General features: G+C 63.6%; 9 protein-coding genes and 1 tRNA gene. 7 read left to right on the top strand and 3 right to left on the bottom strand.

What is annotated here, in order from left to right; translation table 11 throughout:
- The first annotated feature begins 129 nt into the window (after window positions 1–129).
- Together WAB17_RS10535 and WAB17_RS10530 are read left to right on the top strand one after the other, a co-directional pair.
- Complete coding sequence (locus WAB17_RS10535) at window positions 130–1,554, top strand: FAD-binding oxidoreductase (protein WP_435417303.1); 1,425 nt, start codon at window positions 130–132, stop codon at window positions 1,552–1,554.
- Between the two features lie 134 nt (window positions 1,555–1,688).
- Window positions 1,689–2,468 carry a SapC family protein gene (locus WAB17_RS10530; RefSeq protein WP_435417302.1) on the top strand — a complete coding sequence of 260 codons (780 nt, stop codon included), beginning with the start codon at window positions 1,689–1,691 and terminating at the stop codon, window positions 2,466–2,468.
- Between the two features lie 170 nt (window positions 2,469–2,638).
- On the opposite strand, the gene WAB17_RS10525 is transcribed toward WAB17_RS10530, so the two are convergent.
- A complete protein-coding gene (locus WAB17_RS10525) occupies window positions 2,639–3,580 on the bottom strand; it encodes an N-formylglutamate amidohydrolase (RefSeq protein WP_435417301.1) in 942 nt (313 codons plus the stop codon).
- A gap of 100 nt (window positions 3,581–3,680) precedes the next feature.
- Between WAB17_RS10525 and cpdR the strand changes: the two genes are divergently transcribed.
- From cpdR to WAB17_RS10500, 5 genes are all read left to right on the top strand, one after another.
- Window positions 3,681–4,076: a cell cycle two-component system response regulator CpdR gene (cpdR, locus tag WAB17_RS10520; RefSeq protein WP_435417300.1), complete on the top strand. Its 396-nt coding sequence runs from the start codon at window positions 3,681–3,683 to the stop codon at window positions 4,074–4,076.
- A gap of 74 nt (window positions 4,077–4,150) precedes the next feature.
- Window positions 4,151–4,225 (top strand) — tRNA-Val (locus WAB17_RS10515).
- 132 nt (window positions 4,226–4,357) lie between these two features.
- Window positions 4,358–5,581: an NADP-dependent isocitrate dehydrogenase gene (locus WAB17_RS10510; RefSeq protein ID WP_435417299.1), complete on the top strand. Its 1,224-nt coding sequence runs from the start codon at window positions 4,358–4,360 to the stop codon at window positions 5,579–5,581.
- A gap of 94 nt (window positions 5,582–5,675) precedes the next feature.
- Window positions 5,676–7,310, top strand: coding sequence for a GNAT family N-acetyltransferase (locus WAB17_RS10505; RefSeq protein ID WP_435417298.1), 1,635 nt, complete (start codon window positions 5,676–5,678; stop codon window positions 7,308–7,310).
- A 59-nt stretch (window positions 7,311–7,369) separates the two neighbouring features.
- The gene (locus WAB17_RS10500; protein WP_435417297.1) at window positions 7,370–9,133 is read left to right on the top strand and encodes a cation:proton antiporter domain-containing protein; all 1,764 of its coding nucleotides are present in this window, start codon (window positions 7,370–7,372) and stop codon (window positions 9,131–9,133) included.
- A 9-nt stretch (window positions 9,134–9,142) separates the two neighbouring features.
- Here WAB17_RS10500 and alaS read toward each other — a convergent pair whose 3' ends face one another.
- Both alaS and WAB17_RS10490 read right to left on the bottom strand, forming a co-directional pair.
- Window positions 9,143–11,803, bottom strand: coding sequence for an alanine--tRNA ligase (alaS, locus tag WAB17_RS10495; RefSeq protein WP_435417296.1), 2,661 nt, complete (start codon window positions 11,801–11,803; stop codon window positions 9,143–9,145).
- A gap of 71 nt (window positions 11,804–11,874) precedes the next feature.
- Window positions 11,875–12,699, bottom strand: a complete 825-nt coding sequence (locus WAB17_RS10490; protein ID WP_435417295.1) for a class I SAM-dependent methyltransferase — start codon at window positions 12,697–12,699, stop codon at window positions 11,875–11,877.
- Window positions 12,700–12,858: the final 159 nt, after the last annotated feature.

Below are 12,858 nucleotides of genomic sequence, written 5' to 3'. Positions count from 1 at the left end.
CGGCAACGCCCGGCTCACGATGGTGCGACTGCAAGGGAATTACAGCAAAGGTTTGAATGGCGGCTTAATTGTTCGCACGGATTGCGCAAGTGCTGGCGGCGCCCAGTTCCTCTGTGGCATAGCGGCCCGATGGACGAGCTGGACCAATTCCTGGCCGATGCGGCCCGCCTGCTGGGCCCCAAGGGTCTGACGCAGGATGACGAGCGCATGGCCCCCTGGCTGACCGACTGGCGCGGTCGCTACACCGGGCGGGCGATCGCCTTGGCTTCACCGGCGACGACACAGGAAGTCGCCGGGCTGGTGACGCTGTGCAGCCGGCACCGGGTCCCGATCGTCCCGCAAGGCGGCAACAGCGGGATGTGCGGCGGCGCCACACCGGATGGGCAGGGAAACGCAGTGCTCCTCTCGCTTCGGCGGATGGACGCCATTCGCCGTATCGATGCCGATGCGCGGCAGGTCACCTGCGAGGCTGGCGTCATCCTCCAGACACTACACGAAGCCGTGGCTCGACACGGCCTGCGTTTCCCGCTGACGCTCGGCGGGAAGGGATCGGCCACGATCGGCGGCCTCGTTTCGACCAACGCCGGCGGCACGCAGGTGCTGCGTCACGGCACCATGCGGGCGCAGGTCCTCGGACTGGAGGCGGTCCTGCCGGACGGCTCGATACTGGACCGGCTTACCCCCCTCAAGAAAGACAATCGCGGGTTCGACCTCAAGCAGATGCTGATCGGATCGGAAGGAACGCTCGGCATCGTCACGGCGGCGACTCTCAGGCTGCTACCGGCCGTTGCCGAGCGGAGGGTTCTCTGGGTGGGGCTATCGAGTATCCACGATGCCCGCCGCCTCCTTCTCCATGCGGAGTCGCTGGCAAACGATGCGCTGGAAGGCTTCGAGGTCATGCCCCGTCATTCGCTCGAGGCGGTGCTGGCCCACCTTCCCGGCGCGCGCGATCCGCTCGCCACTCCGCAAGCCTGGTATGCATTAATCGAGCTTGTGGGCGGCGAAAATACGGCGGAGCACCTGCCCGAGCTGGCCGAAGCCATTCTCGAAGGGGCCTTGCGGCAAGGGATTATCGAGGATGCCACGGTGGCTTCGAGCGAAGCGCAGGCGGAGGCGTTCTGGCTGCTGCGCGATGCCATCTCGCCGGCGGAGCGTGCGATCGGCCCGGCCATGCAACACGATATCTCGGTCCCGGTCGAACGCATGCCCGATTTCATCCAGATGGCCATACCGGCCATGGAATCGAGGTTTCCCGGCACCCGCGCAGTCGCTTTCGGTCACCTTGGCGACGGCAATGTGCATTTCCATGTCATCGCTCCGCTTTCGGCCGAGAGGGGGACGTGGGAAGAAAGTGAAGGCAAGGAAATCAGTGCTGTCGTACACGATCTCGTGACCGAATGGGGCGGTTCGATCAGTGCCGAACACGGCATCGGCCAGATGAAGCGAAGCGAGCTTGGCCGGCTCGCGGGCGGCGCCGACCTCGCCCTGATGCGCGCCGTGAAGAAAGCGATCGATCCACTCGGCATCATGAATCCGGGCAAGCTCGTACCCTGACCGTCGCGGGCGCGCGGCCCCCTGTCCGCTTCCCCTTGCGCCCGCGCGCGCGACCCCCTAAAGCCCGCGGCCATCAAGCGCGGCAGCGGGGGTCGCTGCCGCCATGACCAGCCACGAGTTTCCGGAGATTTCCCATGGCCAGCGCGCCGCAGCCCAGCCTGCCCCTGCTTTACAACGATCTGATGCCGCTCAACACGCGCGATCACAGCAAGTTCACGACCCGGCCGATGGAGACGGCTAAGTTCCTGTCGACCCAGCACGCCATTCCGCTGACCGTCGAGGAATTCGTCCAGGCGCAGCGCAACTTCCCGATCGTGTTCTCGTCGGGCGACAGCCCCCTGCCGCTGGCGCTGATGGGTCTGAACGAAGGGGTTAACACCTTCATCGACGCCGAAGGCAAGATTAACGAGCCGGTTTACCTCCCGGCCTACATCCGCCGCTATCCCTTCCTGCTGGCGAAGCTGCAGCCGGAAACCGAAGACCTGTCCCTCTGCTTCGATCCGACGTCCGACTCGGTCGGCGAATTTGCCGACGGCGAACCGCTGTTCGATGAAACCGGTGCTACGACCGAAGCGACCAAGCGCATCCTCGATTTTTGCGAAAAGTTCGAAGAAGCCGGGATGCGGACGAAGGCCTTTATCGACCAGCTGCAGGCCCACGACCTGCTGATGGCGGGCGAGATCGCCATCGAGCGGGCCGATTTCCCGGGCAAGCCTTACGTCTATCGCGGGTTCCAGATGGTCAACCAGGAAAAGCTGAACGCAGTGCCGACGGAAAAGCTCGACGAATGGGCCAAGAACGGCCTGCTGCCGCTGATCTACGCGCATATGTTCTCGCTCGACCTGATGCGGAACATCTTCGCGCGGCAGGTCAATGCCGGGCTTGTCCCCGAACCGGTGGACGCCGTCAACTGAGACCAAATTTCGATCCGGGCAGGCCTTCAGACACTTGAATCCTGCCCGATCGCTCCCAGATTCGGAGTGTCCTGGCAGGATCCCCCTCATCGCCTGCCGGGATGATGCACTCAGGTGCATCCCTCCCTGAACCTTGACCACCTCGCAAGCATTGCCTGCGGGGTGGTTTTTTATTCGGCGGCGAGGGGCAGGTTGCGCTCGCGCGCAGGGGGCACAACCTCCGCGGCCAGTTCGCGGACCAGTCCCGACAACAATCGGGCCAGCGCCGGCATCCGCCGGGTCACCTGCTCGTGCCGCGCATCGAGATAGAGCGACCGGCAGACCTCGAGCTGCATGGCATGGATTGCCAGCGAAGGCTTCCCATGCCGATCGAGGACATAACCGCCGGCATAGGGCCTGTTATGCGCCGCCGACCGACCCTGGCGGGCAAGATAGGAAAGCGCTGCGGCGGACAGCATCCCGTCGCTGGAAGCGCCGAACCGGTCGCCGATCACGAATTCTGCCGGACGATCGTCGGCATGGCGCTTGCGCAGCGGCGGCATCGAATGCAGGTCGAGCAACAGGGCTGCGCCCCAGACGCGCCTGATAGCGGATAGAGTTTCCGACACCGCGCGATGATAGGGTTCATGCACGGAAGCGATGCGCTCGGCGACATCTGCATTGCTGTGCCGGTCGCGCCAGATTTCGCCGAGGCCTGTCAGTCGCCGCGGGATGAGCCCGAGGCCGCTGCGGGCGCGGCGGTTCGCCCGGGAATGGTTCGCGCGCGCACCGGGGGCGTCGAGCACCATGTTCCAGTCCATGTCGTCGTCGGCGCGATTGAGGTCGATCATGGCGCGCGGGGCATGCGCGACGATCAGCGGGGCACCGGTCTCGCGGGCAATTTCCTTCGCGAGAAGATCGACCAGACGGTCCTCCAGACGAAGCACCGTATAATCGGGGTCCCGCATCCGCTGCAGCAGCGCCTGCGGATAGCAGCGGCCGGCATGAGGCACCGCGATCAGGACCGGCAATGCAGGCCGGGTCGCCCCTTCGACCCTGAAGGCAGCCTCGGCGGCACCGGGTATCGAACCGCCGAAGCTTGCCTCGTCACCTTGTTCATTATCAGTGTTCACAATTACCCCCATTGGTGGACCGGATCGCTGTCCGTGTCAAAGTTGGGCAGGACCAATTCGGCCAAAGAATTCTTAAACGATTGCGACTATAGGAAGAGCCATGGAAACCAACGCACCTTCGCGTCGCATATTGTTGGCAGAGGACGAGGAGGCAATGCGCACCTACCTCTCCCGCGCCCTTGAAAATGCCGGATATGAAGTCGTGGCGGTCGATCGCGGCACTGCCGCATTGCCGCTGCTGGAATCGCGACGGTTCGACCTGCTGCTGTCGGATATCGTGATGCCGGAAATGGACGGGATCGAGCTGGCACAGCGTTGCAGCGAGATCAGTCCGCACACGAAAGTCATGTTCATTACAGGCTTTGCCGCGGTGTCGCTCAAGGCCAGCCGCGACCAGCCGCAGGCCAAGGTCCTGTCGAAGCCGTTCCACCTGCGCGACCTGGTGCTTGAGGTGGAGCGCGTGTTCGAGGAACGCGGGGCACTGGCGGCCAAATAGCCATTTCGGCTCTTGCGCGGCGCTGGCGCCTTCGCTAATGGGCCGCTCCTGCCGGTAACGGCACGTGATGGTGCGGGCGTATAGCTCAGTGGTAGAGCACTATGTTGACATCGTAGGGGTCGCAAGTTCAATCCTTGCTACGCCCACCATCGCTTGAAAGCCCGCCTGCAAGGCGGGCTTTTTCGTTTCCGGTTCGTATCCGGCGCCACCTTGCACCGCCGCCGCCCTCTGCTATGGCCCGGGCGGACAGACTTTCTCCCCAAGTGAGGCAACAGGCAAACATGCAGAAAATCCAGGTCAAGAACCCGGTCGTCGAGCTCGATGGCGACGAAATGACCCGCATCATCTGGCAGTGGATCCGCGAGCGGCTGATCCTGCCCTATCTCGATATCGACCTTAAGTACTACGACCTGTCGATCGAGCATCGCGACGAAACCGATGACCAGGTAACCATCGATTCCGCCAACGCCATCAAGCAGTACGGCGTCGGCGTGAAGTGTGCGACGATTACCCCCGACGAACAGCGCGTCGAGGAATTCAGCCTCAAGAAGATGTGGAAGTCGCCCAACGGCACAATCCGCAACATCCTGGGCGGCGTCGTCTTCCGCGAGCCGATCGTGATCGACAACGTGCCGCGCCTGGTGCCGGGCTGGACCGATCCCATCGTCGTCGGTCGCCACGCCTTCGGCGACCAGTACCGCGCCACCGACACGCTGATCCCGGGCCCCGGCAAGTTGCGGCTGGTATTCGACGGCGAAGACGGCACCAAGCTCGATCTCGACGTATTCGACTTCCCCAGCGCGGGCGTCGCCATGGCGATGTACAACCTCGACGATTCGATCCGCGATTTCGCCCGCGCCAGCTTCAATTACGGCCTCAACCTCGGCTGGCCGGTGTACCTCAGCACCAAGAACACGATCATGAAGGCCTATGACGGGCGCTTCAAGGACCTGTTCCAGGAGGTGTTTGACACCGAAGGCTTCGCCGAGAAGTTCAAGGAACTGGGCATCCATTACGAACACCGCCTGATCGACGACATGGTCGCCAGCGCGCTCAAGTGGAGCGGCAAGTTCGTCTGGGCCTGCAAGAACTACGACGGCGACGTACAGTCCGACGTGGTGGCTCAGGGCTTCGGTTCGCTCGGCCTGATGACCAGCGTGCTGCTCAGCCCCGATGGCAAGACCGTCGAAGCCGAGGCTGCGCACGGCACCGTGACCCGCCACTACCGCCAGCACCAGCAGGGCAAGGCGACCTCGACCAACCCCATCGCCAGCATCTTCGCATGGACCCGCGGACTGATGTATCGCGGCAAGTTTGACGGAACGCCCGATGTGGTGAAGTTTGCCGAAACGTTGGAGCGCGTGTGCATCCAGACCGTCGAGGCAGGCTACATGACCAAGGATCTCGCTCTGCTCATCGGCCCGAACCAGAACTGGCAAACGACCGAGCAGTTCTTCGAAACGATCGTCCAGAATCTCGAAAAGGAAATGGCGAACTGGGCCTAAGGACCCGGAACCTGCCTTTCCGTTTGGCGTAATCAAGGGCGACCCATCTCGACGATGGGTCGCCCTTTTCGATTCAGGGGGCTACCTTCACAACATGACCGACACCCGCAGCAAGGCCCGCCTGGAAATCAGACCCGCCAAAGACAAGGATGTGCGAGCCATCGCCGACCTTGTTCGACGCGCCTATGACGAATTGCCCGCCTACACCCACGGCGAAATCCGCGGCCAGTTGAACAACTATCCCGACGGGTGTTTCATCGCCAAGCTCGACGGGAAAGTCGTCGGCTATTGCGCCACCATGCGCCTCGACGAGCGCGTTGCGCTGGCCGATCTCACTTGGGAAGAAGTGACCGGAAACGGCTTCGGCAGCCGTCACGATCCGACCGGCGACTGGCTTTACGGCTACGAGATGTGCGTCGATCCCAATGTGCGCGGAACCCGCATCGGGCGGCGGCTTTACGAGGAACGCCGCGCGCTTGCCGAGCGACTGGACCTCACCGGGATCGTCTTCGGCGGCCGAATGCCCGGCTTTGCCAAGGCGCAGCGGCGCAAACGGAACCGTGCCGAAAGCCCGGAAGAATACTTGCAACTGGTAATCGACGGGAAGATCCACGACCCGGTGCTGCGCTTCCAGCTCGCCAACGGCTTCGAACCGATGGGCATCCTCAAGGGCTACCTCCCCGAAGATCGCCCGTCGAAGACCAACGCCGTCAAGATGGTCTGGCGCAACCCCTATGTCGACAGCGACGCACCGCCCAAGCATCGCCTGCCGCGCGGAGTCGAAAGCGTCCGCATCGCCACCTGCCAGCTGCAGGCTCGCGCGGTGAAGGACTTCGACGAATTCATGCGGCAGGTCGAATATTTCGTCGATGTCGCAGCGGATTACGAGGCAGACTTCATCGTCTTTCCCGAACTGTTCACGCTGATGCTGCTCTCGGCAGAGGAAAAGGAGTTGAGCAGCGTCGAGGCCATCGAAGCGCTCAGCCGTTATACGCCTCGCATCCGCAAGCGGTTGTCCGAGATGGCGCTGCAGTTCAACATCAACATCATCGGCGGCAGCCACCCGACACGGATGGAAGATGGCGACATCCACAATGTCGCTTACGTCTGCCTGCGCGACGGTTCGGTCCATGCGCAGGAAAAAATCCACCCGACCCCCAACGAGGCCTATTGGTGGAGCATCAAGGGCGGCGACAGCATCGACGCAATCCAGACCGATTGCGGTCCGATCGGCGTGCTGATCTGCTACGATTCCGAGTTTCCGGAATTGGCGCGGCGTCTGGTCGACGAAGGCGCGCGCATCATCTTCGTGCCGTTCTGCACGGATAGCCGCCAAGGCTACATGCGGGTACGCTACTGCGCCCAGGCCCGGGCCATCGAGAACCAGTGCTATGTCGTGATGAGCGGCAATGTCGGCAATCTTCCCAATGTCGCCAACATGGACATCCAGTATGCACAAAGCTGCATCCTGACGCCCTGCGATTTCCCGTTCGCGCGCGACGGGATAGCCGCCGAGGCGAGCGAGAACGTCGAGACGCTGACCATCAGCGACGTCAATCTTGCCGATCTGAGCTGGGCGCGCGCCGAAGGTACGGTCCAGAACCTCGCCGACCGCAGGTTCGACCTTTATCGCATCGAATGGGACAAGCGGGTCGGCCAGGTCTCGCCGCGGATAGGGGAGGAAAGCGACGCGCCGAACATGGGCCCGCATGCCGGAAGGGGCGGATAGCAACGGCGAAACATGCGCGCGGGAGGTGACCTTGCCGGAACGGTCGCTATAGGAGAGCCATGGCCGGCGAAGTCACCATGTCCCCGATGCTGTCCGACGCGCTGGTTATCCTTGGCGCGGCGGGTATCGTCATCCCCACTTTCGCCCGCTTCCGCATAACACCGGTCATCGGCTTCATTCTTATCGGCGTTCTCGTCGGACCATTCGGCTTGGGCGGGCTGGTGTTCCAGTACGAATGGCTCAGCTATTTCACCATATCCGACCCTGAGGGACTAACACCCTTCGCCGACTTCGGCATAATCCTGTTGCTGTTCACGATTGGTCTGGAGCTTTCGTTCAAACGCCTCTGGACCCTGCGACGGCTTGTGTTCGGCCTCGGTGCCATGGAGGTGTTGGTCATCGGCAGCTGCATCGCCGCTGTCCTTGCCATGATGGGACAGTTCTGGACCGGAGCCCTGGCCTTGGGCTTTGCCCTCGCCTTTTCGTCGACCGCGATCGTGCTGCCTATATCCGGAACGCGCTCTCCTGTCGGACGGGCGGCTCTCTCCATGCTGCTGTTCGAGGACATCATGATCGTGCCGATCATTTTCATCCTCGGTGCGCTCGCGCCCTATGCCGAAAGCGAAGGATGGGGCGGGATGTTGCAGACCCTGTGGCAAGGAGGTTTGGTCATAGCGGTGCTGCTGGTTCTGGGCCGGATCGCCCTCCCGCCGCTTTTCGCCCAGGCCGCCCGTACAAAGAGCCCGGAGCTTTTCCTGGCCGTCTCGATGCTGGTCGTGATCGGGGCGAGCCTTGCCACGGGCGCGACCGGCCTTTCCCCAATCGTCGGCGCATTGATCGCCGGATTGCTGATCGCTGAGACCGACTACCACACGGAAGTCGAGCAGATCATGGATCCGTTCAAGGGGCTCGCACTCGGCGTGTTCCTCATCACCGTGGGAATGAGCATCGATCTCACCAGTATCTGGGCGAATTTCTGGCCGATCGTGACAGCAGTCGTCCTCGTCCTGACGTTCAAGGCGCTGGTGACAGGCCTGTTGCTGCGATTGATGGGCGCACGCCGCTCGACTGCTGCAGAGACGGGCATACTGATGGCCAGCCCTTCGGAAACCACGCTGATCATCCTGTCCGCAGCCGGCTCCGCCCTGCTGATCCAGCCCGGCACGTTGCAGTTCTGGCAGATCGTCACAGCCATCGGCCTCACCATCACCCCCCTGCTTGCCAAACTTGGTCGCGCGATTGGGCGACGGGTGGAGCCCATGCCTGCCAGCGACGAGGAGCTGGGAATCGACGAGCCACGGGTCATCATTGTCGGGATCGGGCGCGTCGGAATGCTTGTGGCCGACATGCTCAAAGCGCATGGCCGCGCCTACCTGGCGGTGGACAGCGATGCCGACCTGATCGTGGAAGCGCGGCGGCAGGGTTACCGCGCGGTTTTCGCCGATGCCGCGCGGGGCGAAGCGCTCGGGCGTCTGGGGCTGGACCGTGCACCTGCCGTCGTCCTCACCATGGACGAACCGGTGCTTGCCGAACGGCTGACCGCCAAGCTGCGCAAGGATCACCCCGACCTGCTTATCGTGGTCCGTGCCCGCGACAGCCAGCATGCGGCCGACCTGTATCGTGCCGGGGCGAGCCATGCCGTGCCGGAAACCCTAGAAAGTTCGCTGCAACTTTCTGAAGCCGTGCTCGCAGATATCGGTGTGCCGATGGGTCCCGTGATCGCGTCGATCCACGCCAAGCGCGACGAGTTTCGCGACCAGATCCAGGAAGATGCGGGTCTGGCGCACAAGCCCAAGTTGCGGACCAGCACTATCCAGGGATAGCGCCGCAGCCTAGGCGGGAACTGCCGCCAGCAATCTGCGAACCGCTTCGATCGCTTCACCGGCCCTCGCGCCGTCCGGGCCGCCGCCTTGCGCCATGTCGGGTCGCCCGCCCCCGCCCTTGCCGCCCAGGGCTTCGACCCCGGCACGAACAATCTCGACGGCATTGAAGCGGCCGGTGAGATCGTCCGTCACCGCCGCAGCGAAGGCTGCCTTGCCATCGTTGACCGCGCAAATCGCGGCAATGCCGCTGCCCATCCGCTTCTTGGCCTCGTCAAGCAGGCCACGCAGGTCTTTCGGGTCAAGACCGTGCAAGACCTGTCCGCTGAAAGTGACGTCGCCGATGGTCTCGTCCTGAGGACCGGTGGCACAACCGCCCCCGCCCAGCGCAAGCTGCTTCTTGGCCTCCGCCAGTTCGCGTTCGAGCAGCTTGCGCTCGTCAAGCAGTGCGGCGATGCGATCGGCCACGTCCTCGGGATTGGTCCGCAGCGCACCGGCTGCGGCCTTGAGCGCCTCTTCCCGGGCGACGAGCCATTGGCGGGCGGCATCACCGGTCAGCGCCTCGATGCGGCGTACACCAGAGCTCACTGCGCTTTCGGAAACGATGCGGAAAAGCTGGATGTCGCCGGTGGCCCTGACATGGGTACCGCCGCACAATTCCACCGAATAGTTGCGGCCGCCATCCGCCTTGCTGCCCATGCTGAGCACGCGCACTTCGTCGCCATATTTTTCGCCGAACAGGGCCAGCGCGCCGGCGGCGACGGCATCGTCCGGGGGCATCAGCCGGGTGCTGACCGCTTCATTGGCGCGGATTTCGGCATTCACCTCTGCCTCGATGGCGACAATGTCTTCGTCGGTCAGGGGCTTGGGATGCGAGAAATCGAACCGCAGCTTGTCCTCCGCAACAAGCGAGCCCTTCTGGGTCACATGCCCGCCCAGACGATTGCGCAAGGCGGCGTGGACGAGGTGGGTCGCGGAATGGTTGGCACGCACACGATCGCGCCGGGCCACGTCCACCTCGAGGTGGAGCGTATCGCCCTTGCGCACTTCCCCTGCCTCGATCACTGCCGAATGCGTGTGCAATCGGCCGAGCGGCTTGCCGGTGTCGGTCACGCGGACCCGCAGGCCGGCCGGCGAAGCCATCGTCCCGGTATCACCGGTCTGCCCACCGCTTTCGCCGTAGAACGGCGTCTGGTTCGTGAGCACGATGACGGTATCGCCTGCACTTGCGGTTTCGACTTCGGCGCCATCCTTGACTAGTGCGACGACGCGGCCCTCGCCGCTGGTCGAGGTGTAGCCGGTGAACTCGGTTGCGCCTTCACGCTCCGCAATATCGAACCACACTTCGCTGTCGGCGGCCTGGCCCGACCCTTTCCAGGCCGCGCGCGCCGCTGCCTTCTGCCGTTCCATGGCGGCAGCAAAGCCCGCATCGTCGACCGCAATGCCCCGCGAGCGCAGGGCATCTTCGGTAAGATCGTAGGGGAAACCGTAGGTGTCGTAGAGCTTGAACGCCGTCTCGCCGTCAAGCGTATCGCCCTCGCCCATACTGCCTGTCGCATCATCCAGCAGGCGAAGGCCCTTCTCCAACGTCTGGCGGAAACGCGTTTCTTCCCGTTCCAGCGTTTCGGTGATCAAGGGCTGGCCGCGCACCAGTTCGGGATAGGCCTGCCCCATCTCGGTCACGAGCGCGGGCACGAGCCGGTGCATCAGCGGTTCCTTGGCGCCCAGCAAGTGGGCGTGGCGCATGGCCCGCCGCATGATCCGGCGCAGCACGTAGCCGCGGCCCTCGTTAGACGGCAGCACACCGTCGGCAATAAGGAAGCTGGTCGAGCGCAGGTGATCCGCGATTACCCGGTGGCTGGCCCTGTGTTCGCCCTCCGCCCGAACTGCGGTCAGGCTTTCCGAAGCCCCGATCAGCGAGCGGAAGGTATCGGTGTCGTAATTGTCATGCACGCCTTGCATGACCGCGGCGATACGCTCGAGGCCCATGCCGGTATCGATGTTCTTGTTGGGCAAATCGCCGATAATCTCGCCCCCGGCCTGCTCGTGCTGCATGAACACAAGGTTCCAGACCTCCACGAAACGGTCGCCGTCCTCATCGGGCGATCCCGGCGGACCTCCGGCGATATGCTCGCCATGGTCGAAGAAAATCTCCGAACAAGGCCCGCAGGGGCCGTCATCGCCCATGGCCCAGAAATTGTCCTTGGTCGGGATGCGGATGATACGATGGTCCGGCAGCCCGGCAATCTTCTGCCACAGGGCGAAAGCCTCGTCGTCCGTGTGATAGACCGTCGCCGTCAAGCGATCCGGATCGAGCCCCCATTCCTTGGTCAGCAAGGTCCAGGCATGAAGGATTGCCTGTTCCTTGAAATAGTCGCCAAAGCTGAAATTACCCAGCATCTCGAAGAAGGTGTGATGGCGTGCGGTGTAGCCGACATTGTCGAGATCGTTATGCTTGCCACCGGCCCGCACGCACTTTTGCGAACTCGTGGCGGTCGGTGAAGGACGGGATTCAAGGCCCGTAAAGACATTCTTGAACGGAACCATCCCCGCGTTGACGAACATCAAGGTCGGATCGTTGTAGGGAACCAGCGGCGCGGACGCGATCTCGGCGTGGCCGGTGACGGCGAAATAGTCGAGAAAACTGCGGCGGATGTCGTTCGTCGAGTGCATGCGCGCGAGTTAGGGACTTGCGGCCTGCGCGACAAGCGGGGAATCGGTCGCGGCTTGCGACGGACGGCAGGCTATATCCTTGCGGTCACAATCCAGGCGGCCGCCGACAGCGCGACGATCGAGCCGCTGACGTGCCGTTCCAGGTAGCGCCGCAGGCGTTGGTCGAAGAGGGAACGTTCCGCGTCCCCGAGCGCCGCCGCAGCGCGAGCGGCGGGGCCGATGCGCGCAAAATACCCCATCGCGTCAGCGACGGGATCGGGTCCGGAACCCACAACGAATGCGAAATCGACCGGATCGATGCAAATGGCGCCCCAGCCGGCCTCTGCCAGCAATTGCTGCACGCGGACGGCATCGGCAAAGGCGAAGGGTCCTGGTACAGCGGGGTCGCCGGCGGCAATGGGCGCGCCGCCGGGGAGCAAAGCGACAACATCACTCGCCCATGGGTTCTCGGCGGGGCTGCGGAAACACGAGAACACCAGTCGGCATCCCGGGCCACCGACCTGCGCCAAATGCGCAAAGGCAGCCGCGGGTTGGTCGAAAAACATCACACCATGTCGCGAAATCACGAGATCGGCGTGCCAACCGGCGCGGTCCCAAGTGGCCGCATCCCCGCATTCGAAGGCTACGTTGGGGAGCTGGGCGCCGCGTTGCCTTGCTCTCTCGACAAGAGCCTCGCTGACATCGAGCCCGATGATTTCGGCCGACGGATTGCCGCGTGCGAGCGCCAACGATAGTTCGCCGGCGCCACACCCCACGTCGAGCGCGCGCCCTATCGGCGCAGCACCCGCTATGGCGAGGAGCCTTTCGGTCAGTGCGGCGAAGCTGCGGTCGGTCCGGATCCATTCGCTGGCCCAGGTATCGCCTACCTGTCCCTGCCATGCTGCCTTGTCGGTCATGCTCGAGCTCACTCCTCAGGCACCGGGTTAGCGCTGTACCCGCCGGCTGCAAGATAGCGAAGGAGGCAATACGCGGAAAAGCCGGCACGGATAAGGGTCTATCCGTGCCGGCTTTCCATGTGGGCGGGTGCGTACGAAGCAGCGGCACCCCTTGAGAGG

Source organism: Parerythrobacter aurantius, assembly GCF_045291475.1.
In the GTDB taxonomy this organism is placed as follows: Bacteria; Pseudomonadota; Alphaproteobacteria; order Sphingomonadales; family Sphingomonadaceae; genus Parerythrobacter; species Parerythrobacter aurantius.
Note: the sequence above shows the minus strand (reverse complement) of the source record. Positions and strands in the feature narration are given on the sequence as shown.